Raw genomic sequence first — 20,581 nt, 5'->3', positions numbered from 1 at the left:
AATGAAGTATTTTCTTTCCATATCTATTCTGCTCACTTCCTTTTCGGGAATAAGAATGCATGCTCAGATTAATGACACTATCATAGAAAAATTACGTGAGGAATACAGCTTTGAAAGACTTATTAAAAACAGCATTACCGTTAACCCGGCCAGCTATTCAGGGGCAAGGAAATACAGCATTAATAGGTTTACTATATTGACAGAAAAAAGTAACACTCCCAACCAGCTGCAGCAAAAAGGAAGGGGAAAAAACCTATGGGGTGCGGAGGTCTACAGCTTACAGAAACTCAATGATAAAACATCCGTCTGGGGTAATGCTTCTTACACACAAGGAAAAAATAAGCAGGTGGTATGGAACGAAAATTCAGATTATGACCTCATTTACCCTTATGTGGCCGCCGACAGTGTGGGTGGTGATATGAAGTTTGAAAACTATAGCTTTTCAGGAGGCTATTCCAGGAAGGTAAATACTTACACTTTAGGAATAGCAGGAAGTTATCAGGCAACATTGAGTTACAGAGATATAGATCCCCGACCCAAGAATACAGCCGCTTACTTTTCTTTGGCAATGGGAGCCGATAAACTGATCCTGGAGAAGTTCAGAATCGGAGTGTATGCAAATGCTGAAAAATATACTCAGAAACATTATTTGAGCTTCGTCAGTAATCAAGGATATCCGATGATTTATAACATGAGCGGACTGGGAAATTACAATGAGCTGCTTTCCGGAAAACTTCGTCAGGCCTATTATGAAGGCTGGTCTTACGGCGGAGGTTTACAGATCTTTGAAGCAGACAACAGAAACTGGTATCTGAATATAGGTCTTAAAAAGTTTAATCTTGATAAGCTATTGACAGAATATACAGATCTCAATGCCTCAAAAATTAATGAACAGCAGTTTACCTTTTCAGCCGGAAAATTCTTTGATTCAGGAAAAACAGTCTGGGGAATTTCTGCCGAAGGAAACAGCACAGAGAGAAAAGGAACAGAAAACCTCTTCCTGAATGAAAACTCAAGAAATTATATACAGATCGGAAGTGTGGAAAAATATAACCATAAGATCAATACTATTATTTTCAAAGGGCTTATACAGGTGGGAAATGAAAAGGCAAAATCGTCTCTGCTCCCCTTCTTTGGATGGGTCCAGGAAAAAGAAAAATACAGCAGTCCATTATCAAGAATAGAATTAAGTAAACTGACGTATGGCGCGGATTATCAGTGGCTGAAAACTTTCGAAAATCTACAGACATTATCTGTTACAGCAGGACTTTCAGCTGCCAATGTCTATCAGAAAGATGCTCTTTTCAACAATTCCGGAAAGCCATCTATCAATGCTATGCTTCAGGAAAATTATGCCTTCCAGTCTTCGGATTTCTGGCAGGCAAAACTTGATATTCATTTTCATTTTAGCTTTCCTGTAGTGAAAAATGCTTTCGTGGGAGGTAAGATGATTTATAGTAATTTTAACAATGGCAGCAATACTTTGTTTGCCATGAGTATAGGAAGTATATTTTAACACATGATGATAAAATTTTCAGATATTAAATTAGTCGTTGTTCTGGCAGGAATTTCCCTGTTTTTTATGCAGCACACCCTGCAAAAGTACCAGGTAGATTATGGAGAGGCTGTGGAACAATATAAAAAACCTGTAAAATACTGGCCAAAACCTACAGTGGATACTGGGGTCAACTGGAAAGAATTTGAAGCCATAGAATGGGATTCCAATTATTATGACACGCAGGAGTTACCCGAAGTTATGCTTGGAAAAAAACTTTTTTTTGATCCCAAATTATCATCATCCAGCCAGGTGTCCTGCAGCAGCTGTCACAACCCTGAACTGGGCTGGGGAGACGGCCAGGAAGTGGCACTGGGAACTGATCATTTGCAGGGAAAAAGGAATACACAGTCGCTTTTCAATATTGCAGACCGCCATTCCTATTTCTGGGACGGAAGAGCCAAAACATTGGAAGAACAACTTGTAGGACCTATTTCCGCTCATAACGAAATGAACATGAAACCTGAAAAACTGGCCGGAAAACTATCAAAAGTGAAAGAATACAGACAGATTTTTAAAGAAGTCTATCACACTGATAAAATAACATTTGATAAAATAGCTAAGGCGCTGGCTACTTTTCAAAGAACAATCAGAAGTCAGCCCAGCAAACTGGATAAGTTCATTAAAGGCGATTATAAAGCCATGAGTGATAAGGAAATCTACGGGATGCATCTCTTCCGTACCAAAGCAAGATGCATGAACTGCCACTATGGAAAAAATCTTACCGATGAATCTTTCCACAACATAGGACTCACCTATTACAAACGGGAGTATGAAGATCTGGGACTTTATCATATCACCAAAAACTCAGATGACACAGGTAAATTTAAAACTCCCTCGCTGAGAGATCTTGATTATACTGCTCCATGGATGCATAACGGATTGATGGATGATATGCATGGCATTGTCAGTTTATACAACAGCGGTATGCAGATGATTAATCCCACTCCGGAAGAAAAGAAAGTTGACCCTAATTTTCCGGTCACTGATCATCTGATAAAGCCTTTACATCTGAATGAACAGGAAATGGATGCCATTGTTGCATTTTTAAAAAGTATGTCCGGAAGCTATTATAAAATGCCGAGACCGGAAATCCCAAGAAAATAGATTTAAAACAGAATAAATAACTGATCCTAAAAACAGTAAATCCTTTTACCTAAAGTACCTATTTAGATAAAAGGATTTTTTTATCTTTTTAACTGATCTTTAAAACTTGAATCCTATACTGAAATAAATCCTTGAAAAATCTAGCTGACTGTTTCTGGAAATATTCAAACCAATAGGACCGATAAGAGATTCGTAACCAAGGTTCAATCCGTACCCAAACATATCAAAACTATCGTTAAAAGGAGAAAGTTCTTCGCTTACCTTTCCATAGCTGAACGAAGGGGTAAGATAGAGTTTTTTCATAATTCTGTACTGAAATGAAATGGCCGCCTTGGCCACCGAAGTCATCGGAAGCTCTTTCTGACGAAGACCATTAAATTCAGGGCTTAACAGATCATAATTGTATTCGCTGCCTCCCAGGTTATACTTTTGATTCAAAAACAGATACGGAACGCGATCATCTTTCTTTGATCCGAAACTTGCTCCCAGAAATACATTAGCCTTTACTGTAAGCCTTCTGGTGATCGGATAGAAAAAATTCTCATTTAATGTAAATGAAACAAGGTTTTTAGGTTCGGAATAATAAGATTCTTTCGGATTAAGGATCAGATACAGGAGAGGCTGCACGGTGTTCAGATCATAAAGTTCATACTGATCTCCGTAGTAAAATCTTGTACTCACCTGAAGATGATTCCCTTTTGTTGTAAAATATCTTTTATTAAGATTATTCTGTTCAAATTTCAGGAAAGTATTGAAATTACTGTGGTTATACAGCTTCTTGCTGTAATTATCTACTTTCGATTGATCTACCTTATCCAGTAAGCTGTACATTCTTTCCGTACTGAATTCTGTTCCCAGAGATAGATAAGAATTAGGATTGATATTATAATTCAATGCAATCTTTCCGGTTATGTTACGATACATATGGTTAGGAAAACGGTCACCCCCATCTTCATTTATATCATACAACCTGAAATTAAGGTCGTTACTTTTAAGATGAATCATCTTAGCTTCCAGATCCAGCCATAGACGCTCTCCACTATCCAGAAACTGCTGATAAGCAAGTTTAGCTTTGAAACGTTCGGAAATATCCACCGTAGCAAGGAATCTTGATCTGTTCAGGAGAATGTTTCTATATGTATAATTGACAATAATCCCCACAGACTGTTCCGTATCATAGTGCAGTGCCAGTTTAAATGCTCCTTTTTTCGCTCTTTTCACAAATACATTCATCACAAGCCCATCATCTACATTGGTGTAGGTATAATACACCTTTACATACTGGCGCATTCCAAATACACGGTCTATGGCTTCATTCACAGCTTTTGCATCATAATACTTCCCTTCTGTAAGCCCCATTTGCTTTTTCAGTACTTCAATTTCTGCCGCATCAGTAATAGGCGTTCCGTCTTCTTCGTTAAAAGTAAATTTTGTGGTAGGCAGCTTCACCTCTTCAATCATCGTATGCTCATATTGGATTCCGGCTTTTCGCTGAGCTTCTGCCAGAGCAACAAACTCAGGAAGATGTTTTCTCGCTTCAGCCTCTCCTATTTTGATAATCTTTCTGAATCTGGCAAAATCCTTCGTGGTAATTTCTCCCAATGGATCTACAAAGTCTACGAGAATATCAGAGAGTGCTTTTTGATGTTTAAAGTCTTCCACGGAGCGGATGGCATGAGTCTGATAAATCATCTTCATCGGATTTTCAATCTCCTTTTTTGTAAAAAGCCTGAAACCAGTGTAGCCTCCTATCACAAAATCAGCACCCATCTCACGAACTTCATTAGCGGGATAATTACGATCCAGACCTCCATCCACCAGAAGCTTCCCATCAATATAAACAGGAGCAAAAGCGGCAGGAATTGCCAATGTAGAACGAATAGCCAACGGTAATGATCCTTCTTTCTGCATCACAAGCCCTCCGTTTTCAATATCGGAAGAAGTAAGCTGCACAGGGATCCTTAGTTTACTGAAATCATTGATGTGTTTTGCGTTGAACGTTAACGTATTAAGCACTTCTCCCATGTACTGCCCTTCAATATACGAGCTTGGGAGAGTCGGAAAGCCTTTGACTACAGGAAATTCGAGGATATATTTATCATATTCGTCTTTCTCACTGATATTGACTTTATTATAGGGAATTTTATTGCTTAAAATCCTGTTCCAGTCCATTTTATAGATCGTATGCTTCAGCTGGTCAGCATTATATCCCATTGCATATAATCCACCCAGAATTCCTCCCATACTGGTTCCTGTAATATAATCAACTTTGATTCCCAATGAGTCAATCATTTTCAAAATCCCGATATGTGCGAACCCTTTTGCACCACCACCACTGAGAGCAAGACCAAACTTTGTGTCTTTGGTCACATTCTGAAGGGCAATATTCAGGGAATCGTTCTTTTGCTGAGATTTGATAATAAGAGAGAAAGCAATAGCTAAAAATATCAGGATCTTTTTCATTGGAGCTGCTTAATGTATCTGATTTAAACTTTATAAGTTTTTAATAAGTAGTAAAGATACACAAAAAGTTACCTGCTTTATCACTGCATTTCGTGAAGTAAACAATTCTAATCCAGCTTATTTATTAAGAATAAAAAAGAAAAAAAACATAGTAATCCTAAAAAATTTTAATACGTTTTTATCGTTTCCACGAAATTAATATCCGGATTTAGGATTTCAAGGATAAGGCTTTTTACAGATTTCATGGCATCATCAATATTTCCTTTATCAAACTGTAATGAAACCATTCCCTTTTTAGCATCTGCAAAACTCCATATTCCTGTCTCAATGGGGAATCCCCAAAACTCAGGAAGGTGCTGAACAACGTAATGGTAAATACAAAGCTGAAGGGCCTGCTTTCTGTCGCTGTTATGAAAATATGCATCTACATTATCCTGATCAATCTTGACAGTAAGATTTTTAATTTTGGCTGTTTTATAATCGATAATCCTTAGAGTACCGTTCAGTTTATCAATCCGGTCAATAAACCCGAAGAAAGAAATTTTATCATTCCCCTCAAGAGGAAAATCTATATTTTCGAACCTTCTTTCAATATCAATGATCTCCAGTTTATTGCCCTGCCTGATAAGTTCAAGATCATGATTCAATACATTCTCAATGACCTTTTTAGCAATGGCCTTATGGATAAAATTCATTCCTTTTTCGTAGAATTCCGGCTGGTGTTTCAACTTCTCAATAGCAATATTTATGTATTGATCTATCGCTTCAACTGAATTCTTTAAATCGCTTTCTTTTAAAACCTTACCTTTTAACACCTCATACACTTCTTGAAGCGAATAATGCACCAGATTCCCGTAATTCTTTATCGATAATTCTTCTTCAATCTCATCTGTTTCCGAAGTGTTTAAAATCTTGGAAAGGTAGAAATCAATAGGATTATAAAGGTAACTCGTCAGGTGGGAAGCGGATACTTTTTCCTTCCATTTTCGCAGGCGCTCCTGTACGATCTGCGTCTTCGCAATTTCTATGGGTTTGGTGGTAATAGGCTCTGAAGAATTTTCAATAATGAGATGTTCGATATCATGAGAACTCTCCATTTCGATCTGTGTAATGAAACGGCTCTTTTCTCCGGTATTGACTCCGGAACTTAAAGCATTGTACAGCAAATGTACGTTCTTCGCATCCTGAATCAGCCTGTAAAAGTGATAGGCATAAATGCTGTCATTTTCAAGAAAAGTATGGAGATCAAAGAATCTTCGGATATCAAAAGGAATATAGGTATTCTGTGAGTTTCCCAGCGGAAGTTTTCCTTCGTTCACAGAAAGCAGAATCACATTTTCAAAGTTCAGGAGACGCGTCTCCAGCAATCCCATAATCTGAAGCCCTCTCAGAGGTTCTCCCTGAAAGTCGATACTTTCAGAATTGATATGCTGGTTGATTAGGATTTCCAGCGTTTCCATTTTGATCTCAATATTGTAAGGAGTCAGCTGGTTTTTAATGATTCTGAAAGCATTTTCAAAGTGAGAGACATTCTCATACTGAATATCATCTATTTCGAGCCATTTTACCTGCTGGCAGAACTCAATAAGCATATCCAGATAACCGTTGGTTCCAGTTGCTTTTTGAAGAAGACCATAATAAGACAGCCCGCTCAGGAGTTCATGTAAAAGTTTCCTGGAAATATACACAATATTCCTCTCTTCTACTTTGGCTTTAAAATCATTAATAATCTGTTCGTCTTCTACAGATTTCGGCAGTTCTTCCAAAATAGGAAAAACATCTCTGTAATAATAAGACATTTTATTTTTTTCCAATTGCTTCTGCAGGTAGAAAAGACGTTTCACGGCATTGGAGAAAGATAAATTTTTCAATGGAAATCCCATTGTAATATTCAAATTATCAACCCCATGCATTACATCAAGACTGGCAGGAAGAAGATTTTCATCCAGCAGTACCACTGCTGTATTGGAATAGGTTTTATTATTGATCTCTTTAAAGATCTCAGGTAATACTTTGGTCTGGGTTACATTCCCGGACACTTCGTACACCTTAATTTTTTTAGGTTGATTAAAATCGTCTTCTATCCACTGAAAAGCTCTGTCATCATCAAATTCTTTCCAGGTTTTATGATTTCTGAGAAACTTTCCGGCTTCCTGTCTTTCATCATTAAAATAATAACGGTCTGCCTGAAAGAAGCACTGCGCTTTATTCCACTGCAAAAGGCTTCTTACAAGCTTTTCCTCTACCGGAGTAAAGGCATTGAAACCACAAAAAACAAATTCTTCCCTGGTATTTTTAGCGAAGTCTGCAATCCTGGCTTTAGCCGCCTCGTGAATCATTCCGGAAGTTGCCCAGTTTCTTTCCTGCAGTCTCTCCTTGAGTACAGGGAGAAAAACGTTCATATTCTGCCAGAAATTAAGAAACTTTTTTCTTGGGACATCATCGTCCTCTCCAAGGTCCTGAGCCCATTCTTTGATCCTTTCCTCGTCAAACATATACTGCAGAACCGCCTGATCGCTATCTGAGAATTTGAGAATATCATCCCAGTCTTTCTGTAAGGTGGGAAACCATTTCAGAAAATCTGAAAAATCATCTCTTGGAATAAGGTTCAGGCTCCGGTACACATCAAAAGAGAAAAGCCACAACGGAATCCCCTGAATAGTCTGTTGATCAGCAATTTTATTGATGAGTTCCTCTATCGTAAAAAAGTTGGGAAGAAACCCTGAATAATTATTTTCTTCCAGGATCTGTCTGATAAAAACAATGGGACGTTTTCCGGGCAGAATAATATTAAACGCAGAAAGGTCAGTGTTTTGTGCCAGCAGTTCGTGGATGATTTTATTGAGGAATTTCAAAGGGTTTGGTAGCTTTTTAAGTTATCTAGTTGTTCAGAAATCGACTGATTATATTCGGTTTGCTTTTCTTTATCTATTCCATGACGGGTTTCTCTGTCATAGGCCATCTGAAAGTTTTTATAATCAGCGGATATCCCATCATAAATTGCTTTGAAATATCTGTTGTAGTCTCCTGAATTTTTGATTTTTTCAGCGACTGCTTTTCTGAATTTTCTCACAAATAATTCTGCAATATAGAAATGTTTTTGCTCATGAAGGAGAATATAATCATCCATTTTTTTGACATCTTTCCACGATTTATCCTCATGAAACAGAGTCTTAATGGTAATCTTGACCGGAGCCTTCGGATCAGAAGATTTTTCAGAATAAAATTCCCAGCCACAATGGGTGTATGCTGCCACGTCAGGATTCTTTTTCCTGTTAACCGGGCTTCTAAAGTTCTCCCACGTCAATTTTCTGCCTTCTTCCCAGATAATTTTCTGTCCGGATACAGCATGTGCTGCCAATAAACATACTACAAAAGTCAATCTCATTATTCCACTACAATTGTTTTGGTAATCCAGTTATTTCCTCCATTCCAGAATTTAAAAGTATAAGTACCTTTTCTTTGAGGACTGAAGTTGATTTGATTGGCTCCTACGTAATTTCCTTGTGTACAAGGGCCGTTGGTGATGTATTTATAAGAAGTAACCGTTCTTTCGAGATTGGTATTATAAACATAATCATATCCGTAAAAACCCTCACAATGAGACGGATACGTGGAATAAGTTTTGATGCTCTGCATGGCAAAAACATCCATGGTATCATTGACAATTTTTACGCTGTCTATTTTGATTTTACCGATAGATTCAATGGTGTGATAATCATCATCATTACACGAAACCAGAAGCACGCCCAATACGAATACTGAAAGTCCAATATTTAAAAGTTTTTTCATAACCTTTACTTTTCTGATTATTAACAAACATTAGCAAAAATTATTCCTTATTTACATAAAAATCAGGAATTAAAATTACCTTTTGATACATAAACTACTTTCTTAGTATCAAAAAATTCTTCATCAAAATAGTGTTTGAGATTAAAAATTTCACATTTAAGTCCGGCAAGCTCTTCAGCAAGATCACCGCCTTTCAAATATAAAATTCCGTTATGTTTTGGATTAAACTGTTCTTTTTCAAACTTCCCTTTCAGCCATCTTAAAAATTCAGGCATTTGGGTTACCGCTCTGCTGACCACAAAATGGAATTTTTCTTTCAGCTTTTCTGCTCTTCCATGGATAGCCGTCACATTGGTTAATCCTACTCCTTCTGATACAGCCTGTACCACACTGATTTTCTTACCGATGGAATCAATCAGGGTAAATTCTGTTTCAGGAAACAGGATCGCCAAAGGAATTCCCGGAAAACCACCGCCGGTTCCGATATCCAAAACCTTGGTTCCCGGTGCAAATTCCATCACTTTTGCAATTCCCAAAGAATGCAGAATGTGCTTTTCATACAGGGATTCCATATCTTTTCTGGAAATTACATTGATCTTTTCATTCCATTCATTGTACAGATTTTCCAGTTTTGAAAACTGTTCTTTCTGTTTTTCAGTAAGATCCGGGAAATATTTTAATAGTAACGATGCAGACATGTGAATTATTATAAAGCGCAAAAATAAGTTTTATTTCTCTTGTATTCAAATCTACTTTTTCTGATCAGGCTGTAAGTTCTGGTTTTCAGCAAAATCCATCATTTTGCAATTCCCGGTATAACAGGTACACTCAGATTTCCTGATGAATTCACGCTCTGTACAGCAAAAATATAATTGTCTTTCGAAAGCGGAACCTTCATAGAAAGCTCCGTTGTAAACATTTTTTTCTGCCACACCGGACTGTCCGTTTCCCTTGCCAGCACATAATAACCTGCCGGTATTCCGGATTTTGGTTTTTCCCAATGTAAAGTTGTTGAATTTGTCAGCTCTTTCACATCCATTTCAACTTTCTCCGGTTTTGAAGTAGATTTTGCAAGACTTGCCAATACGGCAATATTGGCTGCAACATTTTTTTTCAGATATTTAAAATCGATAAACTCGGGAAGATCACCGTACTGCTTACCGTTTTCAATTCTTATGTCCTGATGCTGATGATCATAATTTTCATAATATTCAGTCAGTCTTACAGAAGGAAATCCGTTATTCACAAAGCTGGTATGATCTCCTCCCCGCAAGAACCTGTCATTTCTGTAAATCAGTTTGATTTCCAATCCTTTTACATATTGCTCTGTAATTTCTTTGATATAACGGGCCAGCTGTCTGGACTCACTATCGTTTTCAAAACCAAGATTTCTGATTGTCATCGCTTTTTTATCCAGATCTTTGTAAGGCAGACCTTCGCTGAATACACGAAGTACACGGTTGTTGACCTCCCCCGTTTCTCCTGCCTTGGGATTGCCGATCATGTCATTATTCAGAACCGCTTCCAATTGCCAGTTTTCTTTTTTGACTTTTTCAGCCAATTGTTTAGAACCCAGCAATGATTGTTCTTCTCCGGAAAAGGCCACAAAAATAACAGAGGCCGAAAATGAAGATTTGCTCAATATTCTGGCCGATTCTATCACAGCACTTACACCACTGCCATCATCATTAGCACCAGGCGCTTTGGAAGTTCTGTTCATTACATCAGTAACTCTTGAATCGAGATGTCCTCCGATCAGGAAAACTCTCTTGTCGTTTGGATCTGTTCCTTTCAGAAAAGCAACAGCATTGCCAAGATTTACCGCTTTATCAATTCGTTTTCCATCCGGCTGAAGATCTTCCTGCTGAAGATACACATCCATTCTGCCGCCGGAATTTTTAGCATAATCACTGAATTTTCTGATCACCCAGTTCCTTGCTGCACCTATTCCGTTCTTTGGATCATCTATCGAACTTAAGGTATGTCTGGTTTCAAAGCTTACCAACTTTCCGATGTATGATTTCAATGAATCCTCATTCACCTGTGAGACATATCTTTTCACTTCATCATCTTTTGAATGCCTTTGGGAGAACAGAGAACACGAAATCAGCAATAAGAAAACAGAATATTTCATAGGACAGATCTTAGATGGTTAAAGATACAAAACACTAAGCTTCAGAAGGACTTTTTTTATTATTTATGACCTCCTGTTCAGATTACTTTTATTTAACTACACCTATTTACTAAGAAATTGAATAAGTTTCCAACATCGGAATTTTGTCAAAACCTGACAAAAATCTTTAAAGTACCCTTACTTTTATTACCTCCAAAAGACGTTTTTATTATATATTTGTTAAAATTCAAAAAAATACAATGGATAAACTTTCAGATAGAGTAAAAAGATTAGGATACTCCCAGACATTTGTAATGTCTAACAAAGCCAGAGAAATGAAAGCCAGCGGAATAGATGTGATCAGCTTAACTCTTGGCGAACCGGATTTCGATGTTCCGGAAAACATCAAACAGGCAGCATTCGATGCCATTAATCAAAACTACAGCCACTACTCTCCTGTTCCCGGATTTCTGGAACTGCGTGAGGCTATTGCATATAAATTAAAAAGAGATAATAATCTGGAATACAAACCTACTCAGATCTGTGTTTCCAATGGAGCTAAGCAGGCTATTATCAATGTTTTGGCAGCTATTATCAATGATGGTGATGAAGTTCTTCTTCCTGCACCTTACTGGGTAAGCTATGATGAAATGGTAAAAATGATGGGCGGAACATCTGTAATGCTTCCTACCTCTTATGTTACTGATTTCAAAGTGACTGCAGAACAGCTTGAAGAAGCTATTACAGAGAAAACCAAAGCAGTCCTTTTCAGCTCACCGTGTAATCCGTCAGGAGGATATTATACTTATGACGAATTAAAATCTATTGCCAGAGTAATTGCCAAATATCCACAGATAACAATAATTTCTGATGAGATTTATGAGTATATCAATTATGAAACTAATACCACTTCGATTGCTCAGTTTCCGGAAGTTTATGAACAGACAGCTGTAATCAACGGAATGTCAAAAGCATTTGCTATGACCGGATGGAGAATCGGGTATTCTGCATGTCCGGACTGGCTGGCAAAAGCATGTGAAAAAGTACAGGGACAGATGACCAGCGGGGCTAATACGGTAGCACAAAGAGCTTCTATTGTTGCCCTGAAAACAGATCCTTCTGAATACAGATACATGATTGATGCTTTCAAAAAAAGAAGAGATCTTGTCTATGAACTGATCAAAGAAATTCCAGGATTCAAAGTGGTCCTTCCAAAGGCTGCCTTCTATTTCTTCCCGGATATTTCGTACTACATTGGAAAAACTCTTGATGGAACAGAAATTAAAAACTCTGACGACTTTGCCATGTTCCTTCTGGAAAATGCTCATGTTGGATGTGTAGGTGGATTCTCTTTTGGAAGTCCGGAATGCATCAGGTTCTCCTATGCTGCTTCTGAGGATGATTTAAGAGAAGCGATGAAACGAATTAAAGACTTATTGGAGAAATTCAATTAATAAATTAATAACCCAAAATAAAACATAACAGCAATGAATCTGTTAAAAAAACTAACCATCGCTACAAGTATTGCTGCTGCAAGTTTCGCAGGATATGCTTTTGGCCAGGATTTCCAATGGAAAGAGGCTACTTCCAATGGCTACAAGTACAAATACGTAACCAATGACCCTACTTCTGCAAGGTATTACACTTTAAAAAACGGACTAACGGTTATTTTAAGTCCTACGAATAAGGATCCAAGAATACAAACGTATATCGCAACAAAAGCAGGAAGTAAAACCGACCCTGCAGATCACACGGGTCTTGCTCATTATCTGGAACACATGCTTTTCAAAGGGACGAATCAGTTTGGTTCTAAAGACTGGGCAAAAGAAAAACCTATGTTAGATCAGATTGATGCTCTGTACGAAAAGTACAATCAGACCAAGGATGAGGCCAAAAGAAAAGAAATCTATAAAGAAATCGACAGGGTTTCCGGAGAGGCAGCAAAATTTGCAATCGCAAATGAATACGATAAAATGATGGCGGGTATGGGAGCTGATGGAACTAACGCCTTCACTTCTTTTGAACAGACCGTATATACAGAAGATGTGCCTGCGAATGTTCTTGACAAATTCCTTGCTGTACAGGCTGAAAGATTCAGAGAACCGGTTCTGAGACTTTTCCACACAGAGCTTGAAGCGGTATATGAAGAAAAAAACAGATCTCTTGATGATGACGGAGATAAAGTTTTCGACACCATGTTTGCCAATCTTTTCCCTAATAACAATTACGGAAAGCAAACCACCATCGGAACCATTGAACACCTGAAAAACCCTTCTCTACACGCTATCAGAGAATATTATAACAATTATTACGTTCCGAATAACATGGGAATCATCATGTCCGGAGATTTTAATCCGGATGAAGTGATTGCAAAAATTGATAAGGCTTTCTCTTATATGAAGCCTAAAGCCATTCCCGAATATAAAGTCGGGCAGGAAAAACCTATCACCGCTCCAGTTGTAAAAGAAGTAGTAGGACCGAATCCTGAAAACGTAATGCTTGGTTTCAGATTTCCGGGAGCTTCCACCAAAGATGCCAGAATGCTGAATCTTGTTGGAAATATGCTTACCAACGGACAGGCAGGATTGATTGATCTTGATCTGGTAAAAAAACAGAAGCTGCTGGGTGCTACTGCCGGAGCATATGCCTTGAAGGATTATTCCGTTCTGCTTTTACAGGGTAAACCCACTGAAGGACAGTCTCTGGATGAAGTGAAAAATCTTCTTCTTCAGGAAATTGATAAATTAAGAAAAGGAGACTTCTCTGATGATCTTATTCAGTCTATCGTTAACAATGAGAAGAAAGGTATTATTCAGAAAGATGAAAAATATTCTTCAAGAGCAAGCATCCTGATGGACGAATTCACTTCGGAGGTTGACCACAAAGCATCGCTTGAGTATGTTGATGAGATTTCAAAACTGACGAAAAAAGATATCATGGATTTCGTATCCAAATACCTTCAGAATAATAATTACGTTGCAGTTTACAAAAGAAAAGGTGAAGATAAGAGCATTGTAAAAGTTGATAAGCCAACCATTACTCCGGTTTCCGTTAACAGAGAAGACCAGTCTCCTTTCCTTAAAAAGATTGATGAAATGCCAGAAAACCCTATCGCTCCGGTATGGTTGAATTATGACAAAGATATTGCTAAAAACAAATTGGCTGCTGTAGATGTACTTTCTGTAAAAAATACAGACAACGCTTTGTTCAGAATGTATTATCACTTTGATTCAGGAAAATGGAATAACAAAATCCTTCCATTGGCGGCAGAATATCTTCAGTACTTAGGAACGAAAGACAAATCTTCGGAAATCATCAGTAAGGAATTCTATAAACTTGCCTCAAGCTTCAATGTGAGTGCAGGAAACGAGGAAACTTACGTATCACTGGAAGGTTTGAATGAAAACTTTGATAAAACCATTTCTTTATTTGAAGATTTGATTAAAAACTGTCAGGCAGATCAGGCTGCTCTTGATGCTTATAAAACAAGGCTGAAAAAAGCGAGAGCCAATGCAAAACAGAATAAAGGAGTAATCATGGCCGGATTGAGAAGTTATGCTCAATATGGTGCTCAGAATCCTTTCAACAATGTACTGAGCGATGCTGAACTTGATGCTTTAAAAGCAGAAGACTTGATCAATGTTCTTCATGATCTGTTCAATTTCAAACATAAAGTACTGTATTACGGACCAAAATCAGGAAATGAAGTGGTAGCAGCTTTGAAACCTATCCACAAAATTCCTGCCACCCTGAAAGATCTTCCTAAATCAAAAACTTTCGCTCAGATCCCGACTGATAAGAACAAAGTATTGTTTGCTCATTATGACATGGTACAGGCTGAAGTGTTCTGGGTAAGAAATTCTGACCAATACAATCCTTCTACGACTCCAACAGTAAGTTTATTCAACAACTATTTCGGAGGCGGAATGGGATCTATCGTTTTCCAGACCATCAGAGAATCCAAAGCGCTGGCTTATTCTACGTATTCTTATTTTGCACTTCCAAGCAAGAAAACAGATAAGGACATGATTATGGCTTATGTAGGAACACAAGCGGACAAATTCAATGAGTCTACAACGGCTATGAATGAGCTTTTAACTACCCTTCCAAAGTCTGAGCAGTTATTCGAAACAGCGAAAAGCGGATTGAAAAAATCAATTGCTTCTGAAAGAATTACTCAGGACGGAATCATCTTCTCTTATCTGAAATCTCAAAAGCTTGGAAACAACTTTGATATGAGAAAGAATGTTTATGAACAGGCACCCAAACTATCTTTCACAGACATCAACTCATTCCATGACAAGGAAATGAAGAATAAAAACTACACCTACTGTCTTGTTGCCTCTCAAGACAAAGTGAATGAGGCCGATATGAACAAATTAGGCGAAGTAAAAAAACTTAATCTAACTGAAATATTTGGTTATTAAAATAAACAAAAAGCCCTGTTCTCAGGGCTTTTTTATTTAACAACACACCAAAAACAATTATAGATTTTATTTATCGATTTTAGTTTGTTCGATAGATGAATCTTTTATATATTTGCATAAGAAATTTAAATATAAAAACAGAAAAATTATGTCTTTAGTAGGAAAAAAATTCCCAAATTTAACAATTGACGCAATGTCTGAGATGGGTGACGATTTAAGAATCAACATCCTTGATGAAGCAGTAAACAACCAGCAAAAAGTTCTTTTATTCTGGTACCCTAAAGATTTCACTTTCGTATGTCCAACTGAGCTTCACGCTTTTCAGGAGGCTTTAGGTGAGTTCGAAAAAAGAAACACTAAAGTAATCGGTGCATCTTGTGATACTAACGAAGTACACTTCGCTTGGTTGAACACACCAAAAGATAACGGAGGAATTGAAGGAGTAACTTACCCACTTTTAGCTGATACTCACAGACAATTGGCTAACACGTTGGGAATTGTTGATCAGGATTTCGAATATGATGAAGATGGAAACGAAGTTTTCACAGGTTCTAACGTAACTTACAGAGCAACTTACCTTATCGACGAAACTGGAAAAATCTTCCACGAAGCGGTAAACGATATGCCTCTTGGTAGAAACGTAAAAGAATTCTTAAGATTAATCGACGCTTACACCCACGTACAAAAGCACGGTGAAGTATGTCCTGCAAACTGGGAAGAAGGAAAAGACGCTATGAAAGCTGACAGAACTTCTACAGCAGAATACTTAGCGAAGAACTAATATAATGTGTTAATTTGAAAATGAGATAATTGGAGAATTATCAAAAATTATCTCATTTTCTTCTTTACAAAGCATTAGTACATTTCAAATTAACAAATTTTCAAATTACAATCATGTACACAGAATTAACCGAAGATACATTACAAAATATAGTTAACGACAACGAAAAAGTAGTTGTTCAATATGGCGCAACATGGTGCGGAAACTGCAGAATCATGAAGCCGAAATTTAAAAAATTAGCATCTGAAAATGATTCTATTCCATTTTTGTATGTAGATGCTGAAAAGCTTCCTGAAAGCAGAAAATTAGCAAAAGTAGACAACTTACCTACTTTCGCCATCTTTAAAAATGGAGAATTGGTCAACCAGGTTCAATCTAACCAGGCAGAAAGTTTAATTAACCTTTTTAACGAACTAGCATAATGAAATTACCCGTAATCAGACAGTTTTATCAGAATCAGACTCCTGAAAACCTTGAAAAAACATTGGAAGTACTGGAAAGTTTCTGTGAATTCAGAGGAACAAGTGAAGAAGACCTTAATGTTGCAGGAGAATTGATCACCAACATCTGCGGAGCTCTGGAAGTTCACGCCAACGTACAGAACGGAATGAGCGAAAAAGATGCTTTAAACTCTTTTGCTCAGAAGGTTTTAGGATCAATCGACAAATAATATCTTGCGATTATTCTGATCAAAAGATTAAAAAAACACAATATACAATACCTGAGGTTTTCCTCATTACTATACTTTTTTCTATTCTTTAGAATCTTTATTTCAACTGTAAAATGTACTTCAAAGGACTGTAACCGGTCACATGAGGCTGGAAGTTGTATGAAAAATTGTAAAGAATAACCAATTAAAATCCGGGTGATATTTTCATCAGGATTTTTTGGGTTTGGTTTAAACCACTAATAACACAAATGTTTTTGCACAAATTTCACAAATAAATATATACAATCATCCGTGTCAATCTGTGAAATCCGTGGTTAAAAAATATTTCTAAAATTATTATAAGTTTCGGCTAAAGCCATTGGAAAAGATTCATTTAAAGTCAAACGGGCTTCCTTCGTCTAGGCTCAGGATTACTTCCCGTTCCTATTGATATTATTAAATTGTGTTTATTCGTCAAAACATTAGTGACATTTGTGTTTAATTTCTAAACACAAGTAACACAAATATCCCTTCACAAATAACACAAATAAATGTACACAATCATCCGTGTCAATCTGTGAAATCCGTGGTTAAAAAATATTTCTAAAATTATTATAAGTTTCGGCTAAAGCCATTGGAAAAGATTTATTTAAAGTAAAACGGGCTTCCTTCGTCTAGGCTCAGGATTACTTCCCGTTCCTACTGATATTATTGAAGTCGTGTTATTCGTGAAATCATTCTTGCAATTAGTGTTTAATTTTTAAACACAAGTAACACAAATATCCCTTCACAAATAAATATACACAATCATCCGTGTCAATCTGTGGAATCTGTGGAATCTGTGGAATCTGTGGGATATTCATAAGTTTCTGCAAAATATTCGTTCCTATTTACATCATTAAATTGTGCTTATTTGTGAAACCATTAGTGCAATTTGTGTTAAAAAAAGAAATCCCGATGAAGAATCACCGGGACTATATTTTAAAAAGATAAAATCTAATGATCAATTAGTTTCTTCTGCTCATCAGAATACTTAGAATATACCAGAATAAAAGCATAATCGAAGCAAAAAGCTGCAATGCTGCCCCTACATATTGGTTAGTTCCATAAGAGTCTTTTAATTTGCTTGTCTGATACAGAATGGTAGCTGATGCTAAAATCACCATTCCAACTGAGAACCACAATCCAAGGTTAAAACCAAAGATCATTCCTCCCACAATCAGTCCAATGGAAATAAATCCACCGATTAGAATGATGTTTCTTAAGAAGGAAAAATCTCTTTTAGAAGTGAATGCCACTGCGGAAATACCAGCAAACATCGCAATCGTTAAAGTAGCCGCCTGGAAGATTACGTTTGAACCACCTGTCATATTGGTTGCAATAAAAAGCAGAGGCAAAAAGATAATTGCTTCCAATAAAATATAAAATCCTAATCCCAGATACTGAGTAGATTTACTTTGTGAAAGTGACCATTTGGAGGCTAAAACAGAAGCCAGCCAGAAGACCCCGATAATCAGCAGCCAGATATATCTCTGTGCAAACATCATTGCAATAAGCTCTGCCGGAACAGTTTTTAATAATATCGTTTCAACTCCAATAAATGCAAGAATAGATAATGCAACATGCAAATACGTCTTCTTGTAAAAATTCGCCTTCTCCACGTCCGAAGAATGAGCGACTAAAACATCTGTCATCATAGTTAATATTTTTTAGTTAATCGAAAATACATTTGATCTATTTCGCTGGCAGCACACCCAGAATTTTACCATCATCCTCAAATACAGCGGTAATAGCCTCTTTCGAAGATGACTCTCCCGCATATTTATATTTGATACTTGGATGATTGGTGCCATCCATCGTTTTATAATATCCTGCTTTTAAGATTTCAAGCTTTTTATTCGGATCAATACCCTCTTTGACTTTTTTAAGAACATCATCCGTAACAATTTCCTTCACTTTTTCAGAAAGTAATCCATCACTGGTTGTACGGTCGGAAGCCTGTAAAGCCTCAACAAACTTAAGGAAGTTATCGTTATATAAACTAACCTTCTCCTTGCTTATACTAGCCTGCTGCTCTTTTTTGGGACTGCTTTCAACCTTTGCACCTGTTACTTTCTGTGCAAAAATCAACTGTCCGCCCACAAGAGCAAGTCCCAGCAATAATTTTTTCATAGTATTCATTTTTGTTCTGGTGAAATAAGTGATGGAAGATACGAAAATCAGACCAGTTCTAAAAATTTCATTGTATCCACATTATCTGCATAGGTATCAAGCCCCGGATTTTGCGCTTCTCCAAACGGAATTGCATCAAACCCTACCTCTTCTTTTGCAACGACACACTGAATATTTTCCTCATTTTCAGCGATGAAAATTTTTACATCATCCAATGATTCATATCTGCTGAAATTGATTACAGAAAGTGGACTGAACAGCTTGTCATCCTCTTTAAGCATTACAAAATTATTATCCCAGAATTTATCCTGATTTAAAAGATAAACGGCTCTGTTATAATCATAATTGTTGGCATATTTATTATGATTGATAATATCCTGGAATCCTAGAAAGTTTTCAAACAGCCTGTCAATTACAAAATCCTGCGGAATGAAAATTCTCGTCACATTTCTGCATCCTAATCCAAAATACTGAAAAATATCTTTTGCCAGAAGCTGCAGTTCTTCATCCGTTTCATCTCCCTTCAACACCGCCACAGAAGTTCTGTTCTTACGAATAATATTTAAATGATTTTTAAAATAATATTCCAGATATCTTGCCGTATTATTACTTCCGGTAGCAATAACTGCATCAAAATTCTCTAATTTTTCAACAAATTCAAAAGCTACATTCTCATTGGAAAACTCATTCCACTTCTTTAATAAAAACGGAATCATATACTTATCCTTTGAAGACAGCTTAATGACAGGAATGTGATTGCTTAAAACAACAGACATGACATCATGAAATCCTACCAAAGGGATATTTCCGGCTAAAATAAGTCCAACTCTTTTAGAAATTTTAGAGATTGAATAATTTCCAAGCCAGTTTTTGATATTTTCTTCAGTCAGAAGATCTGTCCATTGCTGCAAAGCAAATTTCTGATTATCAATAGTAAACCATGGATTCTCTATTTCAGATCTTTTTAATAATAATTCAATATCAGAATCATCTTCATTGTGATCCTCCGGTTTCTTCGCTAAAAACGCTTTTATATAACCACTTAATTTAATAAGTCCTAAAACTTGATTTTCGGTATTCATAATTACTTTAAAATTGGGTAAAATTTTGTAATTTTGTGCAAATTTAAAAAAAATTAGCGATGGCTATTAAAATAACTGATGAATGCATTAACTGTGGGGCTTGCGAACCGGAATGCCCAAACAATGCAATATATGAAGGAGCTGTAGATTGGAAAGCTTCTGACGGTACGGCTCTTCAAGGTACTATTACGATGCCGTCAGGACTTACTGTAGATGCCAATTCACCACAGGAACCCGTAAGTGATGATGTATACTTCATTGTAACAGATAAATGTACAGAATGTAAAGGATTCCACGAAGAACCTCAGTGTGCAGCTGTATGCCCTGTAGACTGCTGTGTGCCTGATGAAGATCACGTAGAATCTGAAGAAGCTCTTCTTAATAAAAAAGCATTCTTACACGGCGAATAAAAAAATTCCGTCTCATGATCTGTGAGGCGG

17 protein-coding genes are annotated in these 20,581 nt (G+C 36.9%); 8 read left to right on the top strand and 9 right to left on the bottom strand.

Going from position 1 to position 20,581, the window contains the following annotated elements; translation table 11 throughout:
• Position 1: 1 nt before the first annotated feature.
• Together FB551_RS04180 and FB551_RS04175 are read left to right on the top strand one after the other, a co-directional pair.
• Positions 2-1,516, top strand: coding sequence for a DUF6850 family outer membrane beta-barrel protein (locus FB551_RS04180; protein ID WP_142015356.1), 1,515 nt, complete (start codon positions 2-4; stop codon positions 1,514-1,516).
• A gap of 6 nt (positions 1,517-1,522) precedes the next feature.
• Positions 1,523-2,662 (top strand): cytochrome-c peroxidase, encoded by a 1,140-nt coding sequence (locus FB551_RS04175; RefSeq protein WP_142018064.1) that lies wholly within the window; start codon positions 1,523-1,525, stop codon positions 2,660-2,662.
• 99 nt (positions 2,663-2,761) lie between these two features.
• Here FB551_RS04175 and FB551_RS04170 read toward each other — a convergent pair whose 3' ends face one another.
• The 6 genes from FB551_RS04170 to FB551_RS04145 all read right to left on the bottom strand — a co-directional run bounded on the left by FB551_RS04170 (position 2,762) and on the right by FB551_RS04145 (position 11,051).
• The gene (locus tag FB551_RS04170) at positions 2,762-5,125 is read right to left on the bottom strand and encodes a patatin-like phospholipase family protein (protein WP_142015353.1); all 2,364 of its coding nucleotides are present in this window, start codon (positions 5,123-5,125) and stop codon (positions 2,762-2,764) included.
• 167 nt (positions 5,126-5,292) lie between these two features.
• Positions 5,293-7,980 carry a PD-(D/E)XK nuclease family protein gene (locus FB551_RS04165; protein WP_142015350.1) on the bottom strand — a complete coding sequence of 896 codons (2,688 nt, stop codon included), beginning with the start codon at positions 7,978-7,980 and terminating at the stop codon, positions 5,293-5,295.
• Positions 7,977-8,513 carry a DUF922 domain-containing protein gene (locus tag FB551_RS04160; RefSeq protein ID WP_142015348.1) on the bottom strand — a complete coding sequence of 179 codons (537 nt, stop codon included), beginning with the start codon at positions 8,511-8,513 and terminating at the stop codon, positions 7,977-7,979. The genes FB551_RS04165 and FB551_RS04160 overlap by 4 nt, the downstream gene beginning before the upstream one ends.
• Positions 8,513-8,917: a hypothetical protein gene (locus tag FB551_RS04155; RefSeq protein WP_142015345.1), complete on the bottom strand. Its 405-nt coding sequence runs from the start codon at positions 8,915-8,917 to the stop codon at positions 8,513-8,515. Before FB551_RS04155 ends, FB551_RS04160 begins: the two co-directional genes overlap by 1 nt.
• A 62-nt stretch (positions 8,918-8,979) precedes the next feature.
• Positions 8,980-9,615 (bottom strand): 16S rRNA (guanine(527)-N(7))-methyltransferase RsmG, encoded by a 636-nt coding sequence (gene rsmG / locus FB551_RS04150; protein ID WP_047431370.1) that lies wholly within the window; start codon positions 9,613-9,615, stop codon positions 8,980-8,982.
• Positions 9,616-9,713: 98 nt separating this feature from the next.
• The gene (locus FB551_RS04145; protein WP_142015342.1) at positions 9,714-11,051 is read right to left on the bottom strand and encodes a M20/M25/M40 family metallo-hydrolase; all 1,338 of its coding nucleotides are present in this window, start codon (positions 11,049-11,051) and stop codon (positions 9,714-9,716) included.
• 239 nt (positions 11,052-11,290) lie between these two features.
• Here FB551_RS04145 and FB551_RS04140 point away from each other — a divergent pair, with 239 nt between their 5' ends.
• From FB551_RS04140 to FB551_RS04120, 5 genes are all read left to right on the top strand, one after another.
• Positions 11,291-12,484, top strand: coding sequence for a pyridoxal phosphate-dependent aminotransferase (locus FB551_RS04140; RefSeq protein WP_142015339.1), 1,194 nt, complete (start codon positions 11,291-11,293; stop codon positions 12,482-12,484).
• Between the two features lie 33 nt (positions 12,485-12,517).
• Positions 12,518-15,457 (top strand): M16 family metallopeptidase, encoded by a 2,940-nt coding sequence (locus FB551_RS04135; protein ID WP_142015336.1) that lies wholly within the window; start codon positions 12,518-12,520, stop codon positions 15,455-15,457.
• A 148-nt stretch (positions 15,458-15,605) separates the two neighbouring features.
• Positions 15,606-16,238 (top strand): peroxiredoxin, encoded by a 633-nt coding sequence (locus tag FB551_RS04130; RefSeq protein WP_034698496.1) that lies wholly within the window; start codon positions 15,606-15,608, stop codon positions 16,236-16,238.
• Positions 16,239-16,351: 113 nt separating this feature from the next.
• Entirely contained in the window at positions 16,352-16,660 is a 309-nt protein-coding gene (locus FB551_RS04125) for a thioredoxin family protein (protein ID WP_034698499.1), read from the top strand.
• Positions 16,660-16,908 (top strand): DUF6952 family protein, encoded by a 249-nt coding sequence (locus FB551_RS04120; RefSeq protein WP_002980002.1) that lies wholly within the window; start codon positions 16,660-16,662, stop codon positions 16,906-16,908. Before FB551_RS04125 ends, FB551_RS04120 begins: the two co-directional genes overlap by 1 nt.
• Before the next feature lie 986 nt (positions 16,909-17,894).
• Here the strand turns inward: FB551_RS04120 and FB551_RS04115 are convergent.
• From FB551_RS04115 to FB551_RS04105, 3 genes are read right to left on the bottom strand one after another with little or no spacing between them, the layout of a single operon-like run.
• Complete coding sequence (locus FB551_RS04115; RefSeq protein WP_142015333.1) at positions 17,895-18,584, bottom strand: Bax inhibitor-1/YccA family protein; 690 nt, start codon at positions 18,582-18,584, stop codon at positions 17,895-17,897.
• Between the two features lie 37 nt (positions 18,585-18,621).
• On the bottom strand, positions 18,622-19,059 hold the full coding sequence (locus FB551_RS04110; protein ID WP_226798615.1) for a peptidylprolyl isomerase: 438 nt from the start codon (positions 19,057-19,059) through the stop codon (positions 18,622-18,624).
• 47 nt (positions 19,060-19,106) lie between these two features.
• Entirely contained in the window at positions 19,107-20,141 is a 1,035-nt protein-coding gene (locus FB551_RS04105; RefSeq protein WP_142015328.1) for an acyl-CoA reductase, read from the bottom strand.
• A gap of 59 nt (positions 20,142-20,200) precedes the next feature.
• Between FB551_RS04105 and FB551_RS04100 the strand changes: the two genes are divergently transcribed.
• Positions 20,201-20,551 (top strand): 4Fe-4S binding protein, encoded by a 351-nt coding sequence (locus FB551_RS04100; RefSeq protein WP_034698512.1) that lies wholly within the window; start codon positions 20,201-20,203, stop codon positions 20,549-20,551.
• Positions 20,552-20,581 lie beyond the last annotated feature (30 nt).

The organism is Chryseobacterium aquifrigidense (genome assembly GCF_006716485.1).
Lineage (GTDB): Bacteria > Bacteroidota > Bacteroidia > Flavobacteriales > Weeksellaceae > Chryseobacterium > Chryseobacterium vietnamense.
This window is presented reverse-complemented; position numbering and strand designations above follow the sequence as displayed.

Excerpts from the sequence above, each read along its gene's own strand:
- FB551_RS04180 (WP_142015356.1), top strand. The coding sequence starts at position 2 with ATGAAGTATTTTCTTTCCATATCTATTCTGCTCACTTCCTTTTCGGGA.
- rsmG (WP_047431370.1), bottom strand. The coding sequence starts at position 9,615 with ATGTCTGCATCGTTACTATTAAAATATTTCCCGGATCTTACTGAAAAA.
- FB551_RS04140 (WP_142015339.1), top strand. The coding sequence starts at position 11,291 with ATGGATAAACTTTCAGATAGAGTAAAAAGATTAGGATACTCCCAGACA.
- FB551_RS04160 (WP_142015348.1), bottom strand. The coding sequence starts at position 8,513 with ATGAGATTGACTTTTGTAGTATGTTTATTGGCAGCACATGCTGTATCC.
- FB551_RS04175 (WP_142018064.1), top strand. The coding sequence starts at position 1,523 with ATGATAAAATTTTCAGATATTAAATTAGTCGTTGTTCTGGCAGGAATT.
- FB551_RS04145 (WP_142015342.1), bottom strand. The coding sequence starts at position 11,051 with ATGAAATATTCTGTTTTCTTATTGCTGATTTCGTGTTCTCTGTTCTCC.
- FB551_RS04100 (WP_034698512.1), top strand. The coding sequence starts at position 20,201 with ATGGCTATTAAAATAACTGATGAATGCATTAACTGTGGGGCTTGCGAA.
- FB551_RS04120 (WP_002980002.1), top strand. The coding sequence starts at position 16,660 with ATGAAATTACCCGTAATCAGACAGTTTTATCAGAATCAGACTCCTGAA.
- FB551_RS04135 (WP_142015336.1), top strand. The coding sequence starts at position 12,518 with ATGAATCTGTTAAAAAAACTAACCATCGCTACAAGTATTGCTGCTGCA.
- FB551_RS04125 (WP_034698499.1), top strand. The coding sequence starts at position 16,352 with ATGTACACAGAATTAACCGAAGATACATTACAAAATATAGTTAACGAC.
- FB551_RS04155 (WP_142015345.1), bottom strand. The coding sequence starts at position 8,917 with ATGAAAAAACTTTTAAATATTGGACTTTCAGTATTCGTATTGGGCGTG.
- FB551_RS04110 (WP_226798615.1), bottom strand. The coding sequence starts at position 19,059 with ATGAAAAAATTATTGCTGGGACTTGCTCTTGTGGGCGGACAGTTGATT.
- FB551_RS04115 (WP_142015333.1), bottom strand. The coding sequence starts at position 18,584 with ATGATGACAGATGTTTTAGTCGCTCATTCTTCGGACGTGGAGAAGGCG.
- FB551_RS04105 (WP_142015328.1), bottom strand. The coding sequence starts at position 20,141 with ATGAATACCGAAAATCAAGTTTTAGGACTTATTAAATTAAGTGGTTAT.
- FB551_RS04170 (WP_142015353.1), bottom strand. The coding sequence starts at position 5,125 with ATGAAAAAGATCCTGATATTTTTAGCTATTGCTTTCTCTCTTATTATC.
- FB551_RS04130 (WP_034698496.1), top strand. The coding sequence starts at position 15,606 with ATGTCTTTAGTAGGAAAAAAATTCCCAAATTTAACAATTGACGCAATG.